Origin of the sequence: Pseudomonas sp. NPDC090208 (genome assembly GCF_044746785.1) — a bacterium.
Taxonomy (GTDB): domain Bacteria; phylum Pseudomonadota; class Gammaproteobacteria; order Pseudomonadales; family Pseudomonadaceae; genus Aquipseudomonas.
In genome coordinates this window covers 1-16,613 of record NZ_JBIVCU010000021.1, presented here as the reverse complement: position 1 = coordinate 16,613, position 16,613 = coordinate 1, and the positions used below count along the sequence as shown (strand labels likewise).

General features: G+C 61.1%; 14 protein-coding genes. 12 read left to right on the top strand and 2 right to left on the bottom strand.

All coding sequences use genetic code 11. The annotated features are described in order from the left end of the window. Window positions 1-91: 91 nt before the first annotated feature. On the bottom strand, window positions 92-826 hold the full coding sequence (locus ACIPL0_RS26610) for a ComF family protein (protein ID WP_400601572.1): 735 nt from the start codon (window positions 824-826) through the stop codon (window positions 92-94). A 109-nt stretch (window positions 827-935) separates the two neighbouring features. Here ACIPL0_RS26610 and bioB point away from each other — a divergent pair, with 109 nt between their 5' ends. The 9 genes from bioB to ACIPL0_RS26565 all read left to right on the top strand — a co-directional run bounded on the left by bioB (window position 936) and on the right by ACIPL0_RS26565 (window position 12,206). Beyond that, window positions 936-1,991 carry a biotin synthase BioB gene (bioB, locus tag ACIPL0_RS26605; RefSeq protein ID WP_400601574.1) on the top strand — a complete coding sequence of 352 codons (1,056 nt, stop codon included), beginning with the start codon at window positions 936-938 and terminating at the stop codon, window positions 1,989-1,991. 163 nt (window positions 1,992-2,154) lie between these two features. Then, window positions 2,155-3,333 carry an 8-amino-7-oxononanoate synthase gene (bioF, locus tag ACIPL0_RS26600; RefSeq protein WP_400601576.1) on the top strand — a complete coding sequence of 393 codons (1,179 nt, stop codon included), beginning with the start codon at window positions 2,155-2,157 and terminating at the stop codon, window positions 3,331-3,333. Next, window positions 3,326-4,057 carry an alpha/beta fold hydrolase gene (locus ACIPL0_RS26595; protein ID WP_400601578.1) on the top strand — a complete coding sequence of 244 codons (732 nt, stop codon included), beginning with the start codon at window positions 3,326-3,328 and terminating at the stop codon, window positions 4,055-4,057. Before bioF ends, ACIPL0_RS26595 begins: the two co-directional genes overlap by 8 nt. After that, window positions 4,050-4,901 carry a malonyl-ACP O-methyltransferase BioC gene (gene bioC / locus ACIPL0_RS26590; protein WP_400601579.1) on the top strand — a complete coding sequence of 284 codons (852 nt, stop codon included), beginning with the start codon at window positions 4,050-4,052 and terminating at the stop codon, window positions 4,899-4,901. The genes ACIPL0_RS26595 and bioC overlap by 8 nt, the downstream gene beginning before the upstream one ends. Before the next feature lie 88 nt (window positions 4,902-4,989). Next, window positions 4,990-5,670, top strand: coding sequence for a dethiobiotin synthase (bioD, locus tag ACIPL0_RS26585; RefSeq protein WP_400601581.1), 681 nt, complete (start codon window positions 4,990-4,992; stop codon window positions 5,668-5,670). 435 nt (window positions 5,671-6,105) lie between these two features. Beyond that, on the top strand, window positions 6,106-6,402 hold the full coding sequence (locus tag ACIPL0_RS26580; RefSeq protein ID WP_400601583.1) for a pyrroloquinoline quinone biosynthesis protein PqqE: 297 nt from the start codon (window positions 6,106-6,108) through the stop codon (window positions 6,400-6,402). Between the two features lie 362 nt (window positions 6,403-6,764). Beyond that, window positions 6,765-8,570: a phenylacyl-CoA dehydrogenase gene (locus tag ACIPL0_RS26575; RefSeq protein ID WP_400601584.1), complete on the top strand. Its 1,806-nt coding sequence runs from the start codon at window positions 6,765-6,767 to the stop codon at window positions 8,568-8,570. A 341-nt stretch (window positions 8,571-8,911) separates the two neighbouring features. Beyond that, window positions 8,912-10,207 carry a GGDEF domain-containing protein gene (locus ACIPL0_RS26570; RefSeq protein WP_400601586.1) on the top strand — a complete coding sequence of 432 codons (1,296 nt, stop codon included), beginning with the start codon at window positions 8,912-8,914 and terminating at the stop codon, window positions 10,205-10,207. 220 nt (window positions 10,208-10,427) lie between these two features. Continuing rightward, the gene (locus ACIPL0_RS26565; protein ID WP_400601588.1) at window positions 10,428-12,206 is read left to right on the top strand and encodes an acyl-CoA dehydrogenase C-terminal domain-containing protein; all 1,779 of its coding nucleotides are present in this window, start codon (window positions 10,428-10,430) and stop codon (window positions 12,204-12,206) included. A gap of 228 nt (window positions 12,207-12,434) precedes the next feature. On the opposite strand, the gene ACIPL0_RS26560 is transcribed toward ACIPL0_RS26565, so the two are convergent. Beyond that, on the bottom strand, window positions 12,435-13,358 hold the full coding sequence (locus ACIPL0_RS26560) for a LysR family transcriptional regulator (RefSeq protein WP_400601590.1): 924 nt from the start codon (window positions 13,356-13,358) through the stop codon (window positions 12,435-12,437). A 224-nt stretch (window positions 13,359-13,582) separates the two neighbouring features. Here ACIPL0_RS26560 and ACIPL0_RS26555 point away from each other — a divergent pair, with 224 nt between their 5' ends. From ACIPL0_RS26555 to ACIPL0_RS26545, 3 genes are all read left to right on the top strand, one after another. Beyond that, window positions 13,583-14,281 (top strand): aminotransferase class III-fold pyridoxal phosphate-dependent enzyme, encoded by a 699-nt coding sequence (locus tag ACIPL0_RS26555; protein ID WP_400601592.1) that lies wholly within the window; start codon window positions 13,583-13,585, stop codon window positions 14,279-14,281. A gap of 193 nt (window positions 14,282-14,474) precedes the next feature. Continuing rightward, a complete protein-coding gene (locus ACIPL0_RS26550; protein WP_400601594.1) occupies window positions 14,475-14,636 on the top strand; it encodes a YqaE/Pmp3 family membrane protein in 162 nt (53 codons plus the stop codon). Between the two features lie 906 nt (window positions 14,637-15,542). Beyond that, window positions 15,543-16,409, top strand: a complete 867-nt coding sequence (locus ACIPL0_RS26545) for a DMT family transporter (RefSeq protein WP_400601596.1) — start codon at window positions 15,543-15,545, stop codon at window positions 16,407-16,409. Window positions 16,410-16,613: the final 204 nt, after the last annotated feature.

The following is a 16,613-nucleotide window of genomic DNA, read 5'->3' as shown; positions in this document are numbered from 1 at the left end:
ACGGTACATCAGACAGACTGCATTCGATGACTTTACGACTGCTTCGCAGCCGGTCGCGGGACAAGCCACGCTCCTACAGTTGATTGCGAATTCACCCTCCCGGCTTCGGCGTGCGCGCCAGGCAATAGACGTCGACCTTGCGTGCTCCCGCGTTTATCAACAACCGGGCCAGTGCATCGGCGGTGGCGCCGGTGGTGAGCACGTCGTCAATCAGGGCGATATGCCGGCCCTCTATCGCCTCGGGTTGAACGACAGCGAAGGCGTCGCGCAGGTTGCGTTTGCGCGCCTTGGCGTTGAGGCCCTGTTGGGCCGGAGTGTTCTTGAGCCGTTGCACGGCGCGTTCCTGCACCGGCAACTGCAATTGCTCGCCAAGCCAGTGGGCGAGCATCGCCGCCTGGTTGTAACCGCGCTGGCGCATTCTCTGCCGCGCCAGTGGCACCGGAATCAATATATCGGGGCGTGGTAGCCCCTGCTCAAAGCGATCCTGCAGATGCTGCCCCAGCAATTCGCCGAGCAAGCGCCCCAGCGGCCATTTGCCCTGATGTTTGAAGCGTGTGACCAGCGCGTCGATGGGGAAGTCGTAAAGCCACGGTACGACCACCTCGTTGAACGCCGGAGGCTGGCGAGTGCAGTGCGCGCAGGTCAGGCCGGACATCGGCAAGGGCAGGGCGCAGTGTTCGCAGCAGTCCATCAGCCACGGCAATTCGCTCTCGCAGGGCGTGCAGATCGGGGTGGGTGAATCGGTCTGTTCATCGCACAGCAAACAGTTTTGTATGTTTTTTAACCAGATGTAAACCTGAGCTTCGTTGTGTGGTTGACAGCGCATGCCTCTTCCTTAACTATGCCGAACATCCGTGTAGTGCCTGTGGACTTTGCGGTTCTGCCGATGAGCGAACTGCCCGGGCACTTGCCAAGAAAACACCAAGGAGCCGCTTATGAGCGCCAGCATCAATGCCACTTTGCGTCACGACTGGACCTTAGCCGAGGTCAAGGCGCTGTTTGAACAGCCCTTCAATGACCTGCTGTTTCAGGCGCAAACCGTGCATCGTGCTCATTTCGACGCCAACCGCGTTCAGGTCTCCACGTTGCTGTCGATCAAGACCGGCGCCTGCCCGGAAGACTGCAAGTACTGCCCGCAGTCCGGCCACTACAACACCGGTCTGGAAAAAGAAAAGCTGATGCAGGTCCAGCAGGTGCTGGAAGAGGCCGCCCGCGCCAAGGCTATCGGTTCGACCCGTTTCTGCATGGGCGCGGCGTGGAAACACCCGTCGGCCAAAGACATGCCGTACGTGCTGGAGATGGTCAAAGGCGTGAAAGCGCTGGGCCTGGAAACCTGCATGACCCTCGGTCGCCTGGACATGGATCAGACCAAGGCACTGGCTGATGCCGGCCTGGACTACTACAACCACAACCTCGACACCTCGCCGGATTTCTACACCAGTATCATCACCACCCGCACCTACAGTGAGCGTCTGCAGACTCTGGCTTACGTGCGTGATGCCGGCATGAAGATTTGCTCCGGCGGCATCCTCGGCATGGGCGAGTCGCTGGACGACCGCGCCAACCTGCTGATCCAGTTGGCCAACCTGCCGGAGCATCCGGAGTCGGTGCCGATCAACATGCTGGTGAAAGTGGCTGGCACGCCGCTGGCGAATGCCGAAGACGTCGATCCGTTCGATTTCATCCGCATGCTGGCCGTGGCGCGCATCCTGATGCCGAAATCCCACGTGCGCCTGTCCGCTGGCCGTGAAGCCATGAACGATCAGATGCAGGCCCTGGCGTTCTTCGCCGGCGCCAACTCGATCTTCTACGGCGAGAAACTGCTGACCACCGCCAACCCGCAGGCCGACAAGGACATGCAGCTGTTCTCGCGTCTGGGCATCCAGCCGGAAGCCCGTGAAGAACACTCCGACGAAGTTCACCAGGCCGCCATCGAGCAGGCACTGGTCGAGCAGAAGAGCAGCGAGATGTTCTACGACGCGGCGGTCTGATTTCCCCGCCTGACACTCAACATGTGGCATGCACAGTAACTGTAGGAGTGAGCTTGCTCGCGATTGAGGTGTGTCAGTCACCTTATGTGTGACAGACAGATATCAATCGCGAGCAAGCTCACTCCTACAGGGAAATGCTTACTGCATCTGATCCGAGGCCTGCATGTCTTTCGATCTGAGCGCACGTCTCGCTGCCCGTCGCGCCGAACATCTCTATCGCCAGCGTCCGCTGCTGCAAAGCCCGCAAGGCCCCGAAGTGGTAGTCGACGGCAAGCCGTTGCTGGCGTTCTGCAACAACGACTACATGGGTCTGGCCAATCACCCCGAGGTCATCGCCGCGTGTAAAACCGGCGCCGAGCGTTGGGGTGTCGGTGGCGGTGCGTCGCATCTGGTGATCGGCCACAGCACGCCGCACCACGAACTGGAAGAAGCGTTGGCCGAGTTCACCGGCCGCCCGCGTGCGCTGCTGTTTTCCAATGGCTACATGGCCAACCTCGGCACGGTCACGGCGTTGGTCGGGCAGGGTGACACGGTGCTTGAAGACCGGCTCAACCACGCGTCGTTGCTGGACGCCGGTCTGCTGAGCGGTGCGCGTTTTTCCCGTTATCTGCACAACGACCCGGATAGCCTGCGCAGCCGCCTGGAAAAATCGGTGGGCGATACGCTGGTGGTCACCGACGGCGTGTTCAGCATGGACGGCGATATCGCCGACCTGCCGACCCTGGCGAGTGTGGCGAAAGCCAACGGTGCCTGGATGATGGTCGACGACGCCCATGGCTTCGGCCCGTTGGGCGCCAACGGTGCCGGCATCGTCGAGCATTTCGGGCTGAGCATGGAGGACGTGCCGGTGCTGATCGGCACGTTGGGCAAGTCGTTCGGCACGGCGGGCGCCTTTGTCGCTGGTAGTGAAGAACTGATCGAAACCCTGATCCAGTTCGCCCGCCCGTATATCTACACCACCAGCCAGCCACCTGCGCTGGCCTGCGCCACCCTGAAAAGTCTGGAATTGCTGCGCCGCGAACACTGGCGTCGCGAGCATCTGGCGAGTCTGATCAAGCAGTTCCGTAGCGGTGCCGAGGCCCTGGGCCTTGAGTTGATGGACAGCTTCACGCCGATCCAGCCGATCCTCATCGGCAGCAGTGACCGCGCCTTGCGCCTGTCGCAGATGCTGCGAGAGCGCGGGTTGATGGTCACGGCGATTCGTCCGCCGACCGTTCCGGCCGGCAGTGCGCGTCTGCGTGTGACCCTGTCCGCCGCCCACAGCGAGGCCCAGGTGCAGCTATTGTTGGAAGCTCTGGAGCAGTGTTATCCACAGCTGGGCGAGGAGTCGGAGCATGCGTGACCGTTTGATCCTGTTGCCGGGCTGGGGCCTGGGCGTTTCTCCGCTGGAGCCGCTGGCCGCTGCGTTGCGCGGGCTGGACGAACACCTGCGGGTCGAGATCGAACCGCTGCCGGACCTGGACAACGACAACCTCGACGACTGGCTCGACGAGCTCGACGCGACCTTGCCGGACAACGCCTGGCTGGGTGGCTGGTCGCTGGGTGGCATGCTCGCCGCCGAACTGGCCGCACGCCGGGGCGAGCGCTGCTGTGGTCTGGCTACCTTTGCCAGCAACGTCTGCTTCGTCGCTCGCAGCCAGTGGCCGAACGCAATGGCACAAACCGATTTCGACGCTTTTATCGCCGGTTGCAAGGCCGACCCCGACACCACCCTCAAGCGTTTCAGCCTGCTTTGCGTGCAGGGCGCCGAAGAGCCGCGTGCGCTGTCGCGCCAGCTCAAGGCCGGCGCGCCCCATGGCACCAGCAGTGGCCTGATCGAAGGCCTGAAGTTGCTGGAACAGATGGACACCCGCTCGGCGCTGCAGGCGTATCGCGGTCCGCAACTGCATCTGTTTGGTGGCCTCGATGCGCTGGTGCCCGCAGAAGCGTCGGCGGATCTGCTCAATCTGCTGCCCGATATCGAAGTCGGCGTGATCGAACAGGCCAGCCATGCGTTCATCCTGGAAAACCCCCACGGTGTCGCGGCGGCGGTCCAGGCGTTTCTACATGAGTCCGGTGATGACTGATCTTTCCCACTGTGCGGTGCTGAAGGCCGTGAAACAGCAACAGGCAACTCCCCAGGGCCATCTGCCTGACAAGCGTCAGGTGGCAGCCTCTTTCTCCAAGGCGGCGGCCAGCTACGACAGCGTCGCCGACTTGCAGCGTGCGGTCGGCAGCGAGCTGCTGTCGCGTCTGCCGACCACACTGACGCCTGCGCGCTGGCTCGATCTGGGCAGCGGCACCGGTTATTTCAGCCGGGCATTGGCCGAACGTTTTGTCGGCAGTGAAGGGCTGGCGCTGGACATCGCCGAAGGCATGTTGCGCCACGCCCGTCCGCTGGGCGGCGCGAGCCATTACGTGGCCGGCGATGCGGAAAATCTGCCGCTGCGTGATGCCAGCGTCGATCTGATGTTTTCCAGCCTTGCCGTGCAGTGGTGCTCGGATTTCTCGGCCGTGCTGGCCGAGGCCGGGCGGGTGCTGCAACCGGGTGGCGTGTTCGCGTTCGCCAGCCTGTGCGTCGGCACGCTCTATGAGCTGCGCGACAGCTGGCAGGCGGTGGACGGCATGGTTCACGTCAACCGCTTCCGCGAGTTTGCCGATTATCAGCAACTGTGCGCCGCCAGCGGCCTGCAGGTGCGCAGCCTCGACGTGCTGCCCCATGTGTTGCATTACCCGGACGTGCGCAGCCTGACCCATGAACTCAAGGCACTCGGCGCGCACAACATCAATCCGGGGCGTCCGGGCGGCCTGACCGGCCGTGCTCGGATTCAGGCGTTGATCGAGGCTTATGAAGGGTTCCGCCAGGAAAACGGCCTGCCAGCGACCTATCAAGTGGTCTATGCGGTGCTGGAAAAACCGGCGAATGTTTAATTAATGAACCGTCAAACAGCCAAAGTTCTGACGGGGGCTATAGTTGAGTGGGCAATAGTTTGAAATATCTGAACGGATGGTCGCCAAGATGAGTGCTGCGTATTTCATCGCGGGAACCGACACCGATGTGGGCAAGACCACCATTGCCACAGGGCTGCTGTATGCGGCGCGACAATCCGGACTGAGTACCGCTGCGGGCAAGCCGGTGGCGTCGGGCTGCGACGTCAAACCCAAGGGCTTGCGCAATCCCGATGCGGTCGCGCTGCGCGCCGAGTGTTCGATTCCGCTGACCTACAACGAGGTCAACCCGGTCGCGTTCGAGCCGGCCATCGCCCCGCATCTGGCGGCGCGCGAGGCGGGTGTCGCGCTGACCGTGAATTCTCTGCTCGCGCCGATGCAGCACATCCTCGCCAAACAGGCCGACTTCACTCTGATCGAAGGCGCAGGTGGCTGGCGCGTGCCGCTGGCCGATCAGGCCAATCTGTCGGATTTGGCGATTGCCCTCAAGCTGCCGGTGATTCTGGTGGTGGGCGTGCGCCTGGGCTGCATCAGCCATGCGCTGCTGTCGGCTGAAGCGATTGCCAATGATGGTCTGCAACTGGCCGGCTGGGTCGCCAACGTCATCGACCCGAAGACTGCGCGTCTGGAAGAAAACCTCGCCACTCTCGCCGAACGGCTGCCGGCACCGTGTCTGGGCCGCGTGCCGCACATGAAGAAAGCCACCGCCGAGATGGTGGCCGAGCATCTGCACCTGGAGTTGCTGGACTGACGGCGGCGCTCTTTCTGTAGCCGTCTGGCTTGCCGGCGGTCGCGCCTTCGGGATTGTCGCCGCTGGCAAGCCATGCTGCTACGGAGCCTTTGCCCGCCCTGTAGGAGCGCGCTTGCCCGCGATTGCGACTTCGTAGGAGTGAGCTTGCTCGCGATGGCGGTGTATCAGCCATCACGTCTGTGGCTGACGGAAAGGCATCGCGAGCAAGCTCACTCCTACAGTTCATGTACCAGAGCAGCTTTCAGATGTGCGCCACCGCACACTTCCGGCCACCGACTGCGGCGACGTCAGACTGAAAGGCGTATGGTCAATCTCTGGCAGTCGCTCGGGCCTCTCTATTGGAAGGCCTTGTGCCATTATGGTTTTTGACGGGCGTTTTCCCGTCGTGTCTGTTTCAATGGCGGCTGTTCGTTTTATGAACAGAGGAATGTGGTCATGCAAATCTCACTGAGCAACACGCTGTATCCGGGCCTGAGTGCCATTCAGGTCGGCCAGGATCGTGTCGATCAGGCAGCTACGCAGCTGGCCAGCCCGGCAACCGAAGTGTCCGGTCGCAGCCAGTCTTCCGATTTCCAGCTTGAGCGTCTGCGTTCGGTCGAACGCCCTGACCGTTCGGACCTCGCCACCAACGTGGTCGAGATGGCCGAAGGCAAGGCTCAGGTGCAGGCCGGCGTCAAAGTCGAAAAAGCCAGCGACGAAATGCTCGGCACGCTGATCGACACCTACGCCTGATTGTTTCCCCCTTCACGTGCGCTTCGGCGCACGTCGAAATCTGCTGTGCTCCCCTCCTGAATAACGCCCTATCAGCCGACCGAATCGCGGCCTTTCTGCGGCTGTTTTGTCGTCTCGCTCAACTAGACTCAACGCTGTCAGCTCAGCCGTTGCCTGCGCTGCGGGGCTTGGCCTGCGCGGCATTCACGTTGTCGATGATGAAAGGTTCGTGACGCACCCTTGACAACACGCGGGGCGTAAACGTATGTTTCAAACACGTGTTTGATCGCCGGACAGACAACAACACCGGTGGCAAGGGGTGCGCCCCGACAGTGACCGCAGGGTCATTCCATTCAAGGATTCATCAGCAGAGGTTTATCGCTATGCCTGACTACAAGGCCCCCTTGCGTGATATTCGCTTCGTTCGTGACGAACTGCTCGGCTACGAAGCGCACTATCAGAGTCTGCCAGACTGCCAGGACGCCACGCCTGACATGGTCGACGCCATTCTCGAAGAGGGCGCCAAGTTCTGTGAGCAGGTACTGGCACCGCTGAACCGTGTGGGTGACACCGAAGGCTGCACCTGGAGCGAGTCCGGCGTGAAAACCCCGACCGGCTTCAAGGAAGCCTACAAGCAGTTCGTCGAAGGCGGCTGGCCAAGCCTGGCCCATGACGTTGCGCACGGCGGTCAGGGCCTGCCTGAGTCGCTGGGTCTGGCGGTCAGCGAAATGGTCGGCGAAGCCAACTGGTCGTGGGGCATGTACCCAGGCCTGTCCCATGGCGCAATGAACACCATCTCCGAGCACGGTACCCCCGAGCAGCAAGAGGCTTATCTGACCAAGCTGGTGTCCGGCGAATGGACCGGCACCATGTGCCTGACCGAACCGCATTGCGGCACCGACCTGGGCATGTTGCGCACCAAGGCCGAACCACAGGCCGACGGTTCCTACAAAGTCTCCGGCACCAAGATCTTCATTTCGGCTGGCGAACACGACATGGCCGACAACATCGTCCACATCGTGCTGGCCCGCCTGCCTGATGCCCCGGCTGGCACCAAAGGCATTTCGCTGTTCATCGTGCCGAAGTTCCTGCCGAATGCCGAAGGCGGCGTCGGTGAGCGCAACGCGGTGAGCTGCGGTTCCATCGAACACAAGATGGGCATCCACGGCAACGCCACCTGCGTGATGAACTTCGACGGTGCCACCGGCTACCTGATCGGCCCGCCGAACAAAGGCCTGAACTGCATGTTCACCTTCATGAACACCGCACGTCTGGGCACCGCGCTGCAAGGTCTGGCCCACGCCGAAATCGGCTTCCAGGGTGGTCTGAAATACGCTCGCGAGCGTCTGCAGATGCGTTCCCTGACCGGCCCGAAAGCCCCGGAAAAAGCCGCTGACCCGATCATCGTCCACCCGGACGTGCGTCGCATGCTGCTGACCATGAAGGCCTTCGCCGAAGGTAACCGCGCGATGGTGTACTTCACTGCCAAGCAGGTCGACATCGTCAAATACAGCGACGACGCCGAAGCCAAGAAACAGGCGGATGGCCTGCTGGCGTTCATGACCCCGATCGCCAAGGCGTTCATGACCGAAGTCGGTTTCGAGTCGGCCAACCACGGCGTGCAGATCTACGGCGGCCACGGCTTCATTTCCGAGTGGGGCATGGAGCAGAACGTTCGCGACAGCCGCATCTCCATGCTGTACGAAGGTACCACTGGCGTTCAGGCCCTCGACCTGCTGGGCCGTAAAGTCTTGATGACCCAGGGCGAAGCGCTGAAGGGCTTCACCAAGATCGTTCACAAGTTCTGCCAGGCGCAGGAAGGCAACGAAGCGGTCAGCGAGTTCGTCGCTCCGCTGGCGGCGTTGAACAAGGAATGGGGCGAGCTGACCATGAAAGTGGGCATGGCCGCCATGAAGGACCGTGAAGAAGTCGGTGCCGCTTCGGTGGATTACCTGATGTTCTCCGGCTACGCCTGCCTGGCCTACTTCTGGGCCGATATGGCCCGTGTCGCTGCCGAAAAACTGGCTGCCGGCACCAGCGAAGAAGCCTTCTACACCGCCAAGTTGCAGACCGCGCGCTTCTACTTCCAGCGCATCCTGCCGCGCACCCGCACTCACGTTGCGGCCATGCTGTCGGGCGCGAGCAACCTGATGGACATGAACGAAGAGCACTTCGGCCTGACTCACTGAGTCACCTGAGCGCTGCACTGAAAACCGCCTGCCCTTTACGGGGCCGGCGGTTTTTTTATGGGCAACACACAATTTTCCTTTGTAGGAGCCGGGCTTGTCCCGCGACCGGCGGGGAACCCGTCGTAAAGTCTGGCAGACCCTGTCTGTAAGGCACGCCGCGTGCTCAGGGCTTACTGCCGCTTCGCGCCAGGTCGCTGGACAAGCCCGGCTCCTACAGGGGCGAAGGGCACAAAAACAGTGACCTATCTCACATTTTTCACTCATCAAATCTGTTACGCGGCCGATAAAGGCACAATGCCATTTGATTTGAACTCGCTTCATCCGGGTAGGAGATCTTCCTCTTGCTGCGCCCTTCCGCTGCACGACTCAGCCATTTTTTACCGTCCCTGGCGTTGTTCTTCGCCGGGCTCGCGGCTGCGTATGTAAAGGACCTCAACGTATTCTTCACCTCGCTGTTCAACGTGCTGCCAACGTTGGTTCTGCTGCTGGGTGGCGCCTATTGCGGCGTCTACAAACGCCAGCGCGAACTGTTTCTGATGGTCACGGTGTACATCGCCTATTTTCTGCTCGACACCCAGACCGACTTCTACCGTGATAACGGCAAAGTGCGTGAAGACGCCGCCGTGGTGTTCCACCTGTGTTGCCTGCTGTTACCGGTGATGTATGGCCTGTTTGCGGCCTGGGAAGAGCGCACGCACCTGTTTCAGGACATGGTGGCGCGGCTCGCGGTGCTGGTGGCCGTGGGCAGTGTGGCGCTGGGCATGGAACAGAGCTTTCCGGTGGAACTGCTGGCGTGGCTGGCGGACATCCGCTGGCCGGCGCTGCACGGCGAATGGATGAGCCTGATCCAGCTGTCTTACGCGACCTTCCTGATTGCCTTCGCGGTGCTGATCACCCAGTACCTGCGCAAGCCGCGTCCGCTGCACGCCGCGCAACTGGTGGGTCTGCTCGGCCTGTTCTGGGCCTTGCCGAAAACCTTCATCCTGCCGTTCACCCTGAACATCATGTGCAGCCAGGTGATGCTGATGATTGCTGCAGGCGTCGCCCATGAAGCCTATCAAATGGCTTTCCGTGACGAGCTGACCGGTCTGCCTGGGCGCCGCGCGCTCAACGAGCGCATGCAGCGGCTGGGGCGCAACTACGTGCTGGCGATGACTGATGTCGACCACTTCAAGAAATTCAACGACACCCACGGCCACGATGTCGGTGACCAGGTGCTGCGTCTGGTGGCCAGCAAGCTGTCGAAGATCACCAACGGCGGTGGCCGCGCCTATCGCTACGGCGGTGAGGAGTTCGCCATCGTGTTCGCCGCCAAGACCCTCGAAGAGTGCATGCCGCATCTGGAGGTGATTCGCGAGGTCATCGCCAATTACCCGATCCACCTGCGCAATCAGGAAAACCGCCCGCAGGACGACCAGCAGGGGCGTCAGCGCCGTGCCGCTTCCCAGGCTTCCACGGTGTCGGTGACCATCAGTATCGGCGTCGCCGAGCGTCAGCCCGAGCACCGCAACCCGGAAGAAGTGCTCAAGGCCGCCGACCAGGCGTTGTACGCCGCCAAGGGCGCCGGGCGCAACTGCGTGATCGCCTACGGCCAGACCGCCAAGCGCGGGGCCGTACGCATGGCAGCCGCCAGCTGATCTAACCTTCAATTCCTGTCCCAACGAGGCCTTCAGAACTGTCTGAAGGCCTTGTTCTGCCTGGCTGTCGCTTGTGACTTAATGTGTCTGCATGGTCACGCCTTGACCCTATGTGTCACAAATGGTGTTCCTGTACACTCGGGTTCATTGACACATCGCGCCGCAAATTGGATGCGGCGTTCCTTTTCCGGGTTATCTGCTGCCGTTTGCGAGGTTTGCCATGGCTGAGTACAAAGCACCTGTGCGCGATATGCGTTTCGTCCTCAACGAAGTGTTCGAAGCCCCTGCCGCCTGGGCCGGGTTGCCCGAGCTGGCGGAGACGGTGGACGCCGACACGGTCGACGCCATCCTTGAAGAGGCCGGCAAGGTCAACGGCAAGTCCGTGGCGCCGCTGAGCCGGGCTGCCGACGAAGAAGGCTGCCACTGGAAAGACACTGTGGTGACCACGCCGGCCGGTTTCGTCCAGGCCTACAAGACCTACGCCGAAGGTGGCTGGGTGGGCGTGGGCGGCAACCCTGAGTTCGGCGGCATGGGCATGCCCAAGGCGGTGTCGGCCCAGGTCGAGGAAATGGTCAACTCCTCAAGTCTGGCTTTCGGCCTGTATCCGATGCTGACAGCCGGTGCCTGTGTGTCGATCAATGCCCACGCCAGCGAAGCGCTGAAGGCGACGTATCTGCCGAACATGTACGCCGGTATCTGGGCCGGTTCCATGTGCCTGACGGAAGCCCACGCCGGCACTGACCTGGGGATCATCCGCACCAAGGCCGAGCCGCAGGTCGACGGGTCCTACAAGATCAGTGGCACCAAGATTTTCATTACCGGCGGCGAACACGACCTGACCGAGAACATCATTCACCTGGTGCTGGCCAAACTGCCGGATGCCCCGGCGGGGCCGAAAGGCATTTCGCTGTTCCTGGTGCCGAAATTCCTGGTCAACGACGACGGCAGCCTGGGCGCGCGCAACACCGTGTCCTGCGGCTCTATCGAGCACAAGATGGGCATTCAGGCCTCGGCCACCTGCGTGATGAACTTCGATCAGGCCGAAGGCTATCTGGTTGGTGAGCCGAATAAGGGCCTGGCGGCGATGTTCACCATGATGAACTACGAGCGTCTGGGCGTCGGCATTCAGGGCCTGGCTTCCGGCGAACGCTCTTATCAGAACGCCATCGAGTACGCCCGTGAACGCCTGCAAAGCCGTGCGCCGACCGGTGCGCAGTCGAAAGACACCATCGCCGACCCGATCATCGTTCACCCGGACGTGCGGCGCATGCTGCTGACCATGAAAGCGCTGAACGAAGGCGGCCGCGCCTTTTCCACCTACGTGGCGATGCAACTGGACACCGCCAAATACAGCGAAGACGCCCAAGTACGTGAGCGTGCCGATGCGCTGGTAGCGCTGCTGACCCCGGTAGCCAAGGCGTTTCTCACCGACATGGGCCTGGAAACCACGGTGCACGGCCAGCAGATTTTCGGCGGCCATGGCTACATTCGCGAGTGGGGTCAGGAACAACTGGTGCGTGACGTGCGCATCACCCAGATCTACGAAGGCACCAACGGCATCCAGGCGCTGGACCTGATGGGGCGCAAGGTGGTTGCCAGCGGCGGTGCGTTCTACCGAATCTTCTCCGAGGAAGTGCGTGAGTTCATCGCCGCGAACGACGGCGCACTGGCTGAGTTCACCAAGCCGCTGAGTGCCGCGCTGACGTCACTGGACGAACTGACGGAGTGGGTGCTGGATCGCGCTCGCAGCAACCCGAACGAAATCGGTGCTGCCTCCGTCGAATACCTGCACGTATTCGGTTACACCGCGTATGCCTACCTGTGGGCGAAGATGGCGAAAGCGGCACTGGGCAAGGAATCGCAGGAGGATTTCTACGCCAGTAAACTGGGTACGGCACGTTTCTACTTCGCACGTCTGCTACCGCGGATTCATTCCCTTGCGGCGTCGGTCAAGGCGGGCAGCGAGTCCCTGTATTTGCTGGACGCAACGCAATTTTGAGCTGAATCGGTCGTGTAAGCATTTGCTTACACGACGTGCCGACATTTCGCCTCTATCGCGTTAATGGATCCAAGATTAATCTAGCTGCATGGACGTCGCGCAGGATGCGCAAACAGACAACAGGGACACGTAAGGAATGCCTGCCAGGGAGGTGGGGCGAAAGGGAAGTCAAAAGGGAAACAGTCTGGAAAACCTCGCTTCGGCGGGGTTTTCTTTTATGGGCGCTTTTTATTTCCGATCCTGCAACTCGCCCGGCAGCGCCGCCTGCGGATTGACCACCTCATCCAGCACCGAACGCAGCAACTCCAAAGTGGCCTGCTGTCGCTGCGCATCGCGATAGACCAGCCCCACTTGCAGCGGCACACGCGGCTCGCTCAGCGGCTTCCAGAGCAAATCCTCATTCCCGTCCTGAAGATCCTGCGCGCGACCTGGTAGCACCGTCGCTAGCCTGGTGTGGGCGAGGCTGTCGAGAATCCCCGCCATGTTGTTCAGCTCGGCCTGAACGTGGGGGCGTCGACCGAGGTTGCTCAACTGGTTCTGCCAGATCTGCCGCACCTGGTATTCCTCACCCAGCAACAGCATCGGCAGTTCAGCGGCCTGACTCATCGAGACTTTTTTGAATTCCCGCAACGGGTGGCTCTTGTGGATGACCAGCTTCAGTTCATCTTCGTACAGCAGCACGCCGTGCAGGCCTGGCTGGCGCGGCGGTAGATAACTGATGCCGACGTCCAGCGAGCCATTGAGCAAGCGCCGTTCGATTTCCATCCCGCTCAGTTCGTAGATCTGCACCACCAGATGCGGCTGGGCTTTGTGCACCCGGTCGAGCATCTGCGGGACCATGCTGGAATGCACCGTCTGCAGCACGCCGATGGCGAGGGTGCGTTGCGATTGCCCCTTGAAGTTGCGCAAGGCGTCGCGCGCCCGTTGCATCCCCTCAAGCAGCGGCACGGCATGGTTGTACAGCGTGTGGGCGGCGAGGGTCGGCAGCAGGCGCTTACTGCTGCGCTCGAACAGGGTGACATCGAGGCTGTGTTCCAACAGACGGATCTGCTGCGACAACGCCGGTTGCGACAGCGAAAGGCGCTCGGCAGCGCGTCCTACATGGCCTTCTTCATAGACCGCGACGAAATAACGCAGTTGGCGGAAATCCATAAGTGTTTCTTATCGAAATGGCTGGAAAATCGAAATGGCTGTTTTGTCCGACGAGACATAGTCTACCCCCAACTCACAAGGGTTACAGGGTCATACAGCGCAATGAACAGTGTCCATGTCGGTAGTGTTTGCATAGGTAAAGCGAAAAATCCGTATCAAGGATGGATCGGCGATATCAATAAGCACTGCCTGGATCTGCTTCTGTCGTTGTGGGAGATGCGCCCATGAACCTGTTGAAACTGCTGCGCAGCGCGACCGACGACGCCCCTGTTGCCGATCACGGCACCTTGTTGTCGCCCTTGCAGCGCCTGTGCGAACGCACCGGCAGTGATCAGGGTGGCTTTTTCGTTGATGAACACGGGGCATTCACCGGGGCCATGAGCCTGGCGCGGCAATGGGGCCAGGTTCATCGTCATGGCGCCTGCGGCGTCGTGGTGGCCAGCGGCGGCCGTTTCGATGGACTGCTCGAATCGATGGCGACCGACTTCTGCCGCGTGCCGTTCAACGACCTGGCGGCGCTGGAAGCCGCAGTTGATTCACGCACCGTGCTGGTGGTGCTGGAGCCGATCCAGCGTGGCGCCGTGGTCAGCCCGGCGTCCCAGGCCTACATGCTAGGCGTGGAAAAACTCTGCCGTGCCCTGAACATCCTGCTGGTGCTCAACGAAGCCCGTGGCGCGTTCAGTCAGAACGGCCGTCTGCTGTGTGAAGACAGCTACGGCGTGAATGCCGATATCGTCGTGCTGGGCGACCACTCCAACCGCAGCCCACGCAGTTCGGCGCTGTTGGCGCGCGGTCAGGCCTGCATCTCGCCGATTGAAGATCTGCCCGGTTGCGTACAGCTTCCGGCGTCGCCACAACCCGCCCGCGCCTCTGGCATTTCGCGACCACAACGTGAACTCGCGCCGAGGGGGCTGATGGCGTAACCCCGTTTTTGCTTTGCCCTGATACCGTCTTGCGTTATTTACGCTTCGCCCTGCACCGACCCCCTTGGTGCGGGGCGATTTTTTTTGCTGGTCGGTAATGGCCTGATGATGTCTGTTACGGAACCCCTGAAATCGGCCAGGGTCGATTGGATGTCTGGCCTTGACGGCCATCTTTCCATCAGGAGCCTCACCCATGGACTTCATCCGCATCCTTGTCGCCATTCTGTTGCCACCCTTGGGCGTGTTCCTGCAAGTCGGTTTCGGCGGCGCTTTCTGGCTGAATATTCTGCTGACGCTGTTGGGTTATTTCCCGGGGATCATTCATGCGGTGTACATCATCGCCAGTCGTAAATGATGTGACGTGTCGTTGTGCGCTTGCGCGACGGCTTCGGGTCTGTGTCTGGATGAACGCGTTCCCCTTGTAGGAGCTGGCTTGCCCTGCGAGCGCGCCGGGGTCGCGTCCGACCGAAGTCGTCGTAAATCCTGTGCACTCGGTGTGTCTAGCGGATTGCTGGTCTGCTGACGCAACCCTGTTTCGCCTCACGGCGAGTTACTTGGAAAAGCCCCCCTCTCTGTTTCAAGAACAGCCAAAGGCTCTTATCCCCGCCATACGGTGCCTCGCCTAGGCTCGGCACGCCCGCACTCCGGCAATGCTCCGTGGGCCCGCCGCGAATGGGCCATCCATGGGCCACGCAGCTCTCGCGACATCCTGTCGCTAGGCCCATTCCACATCGCCTGCGTTCGGCCTTCTGGAACGGGGCCCCAAGATCAAAAGCCAGATCAACAGCCGGCGACATACAAATGCCCTGTGGGAGCGGGCTTGCCCGCGAAGGCGTCCGCGAGATCGCCACCGCCGGCAAGCCGGGCTGCTACGGATCCGTAGACACCGCTGTTTTTGCTTCTGGCCACAGGCCGTGGGAGGGAGCCCTGCTCGCGATGGCGGTGGGGCAGACGACAGCGCATTGTCCGGATTGACGCTTTCGCGAGCAGGGCTCCCTCCCACGGATGTTTGGTGGTTGTCGGATTTGGTCTTGGCAACACAATCTGCAGAGCCCCTGCAAAACCTGTGGGAGGGATCCGAGGTCACGAGGGTCGCGAAAGCGGTCTGCCTGACACACCAAACTCGCCGGCAAGCCGGACTGCTTGCAGCTCTTTTGCGAGTGGATTGCTGTAATCCTGGACGGAGTGCTGTGTTCAGCTTCCGGTGTGATCTCAACTCCTCTACATTTCAAGACCGCAGTTTGGGGTAGGGATGTAAGACATGGATGTGGCGTTGGGGCTGATGGCGGCATTGTTTTGGGGTGGAACAGATTTTCTGGTCGGAGTGAACGCTCGCGCGGTCGGAGTCAAGCGGGCGGTGTATTTCGGTCAGGGGCTGGGATTTCTGATCATGTGCGTACTGCTGCTTTGCTACCCGGCTTTTATCCGCGGATCGCTTTTGGTCCCGTGGCCTGTCTGGTGGCTGGGTGTGCTGGCGTCGCTGTTTACGGTGAGCGGTGCATTGGCACTATCCAAGGCCTTTGCGCTGGGCAAAGCTTCTATCGTTGCGCCATTGGTTACGTCTTACGGGGTCTTCACAACGCTGTTGTCATGGGGCAGCGGTGAGCGGATATCTTCCGTTCAGTTATTGTTGATCGGCGTATGTGTTCTGGGCGTCGTGCTGTCGAGCCTTTCAAGAGCCGAAGATGGAAACGTCAAGCGCCACAACGGTCGAGCCGTCGTGTACGCATTGATGGCGGCACTGTTGTATGGCTCAAGCTTCTGGGTGCAGGGGCGCTACACCTTGCCGGCACTTGGACCGGTGATCATGCTCTGGCTGGGTTATCTGGTCGGACTCATCGTGCTTTCCACTATGGTTTTCCAGATCAAGGAAGGCATGAAACTGCCACCTGCCCGAGCCGGTATGACGCTGATTGCGGCAAGCCTGCTGAATCTGGGTGGTTTCTCGGCATTTTCCTATGGCGCGATGATGGGGTCGGTGTCTGTAGTCACGATCATCAGCACGTTATCGGGAGGCATTGCAGCAGTGTTGGGCTATCTGTTCTTCAAAGAGCGCTTGAGCGGCCTGCAGGTCAGTGGGGTGACTCTGGTGCTGATAGCGGCGTTTGCACTGCATTTGTGTGGTTAAGCTCAAGTTTCACCCGAGAATCCCGCGTTTTTGATTCTGGCCTGCGGTCGTAGGAGCGCGCTTGCCCGCGATGGGGTCAGTTCAGACAATGCCGTGCCAACAGCCCCATCGCCATCGCGAGCAGAGCTTGTGTCTTTAGCTGAGGTAATGTCAGAGGTGAGAGGGGTGGATGGCAGCTGATGAGCAGCGGTGCCTTTTGAGCAC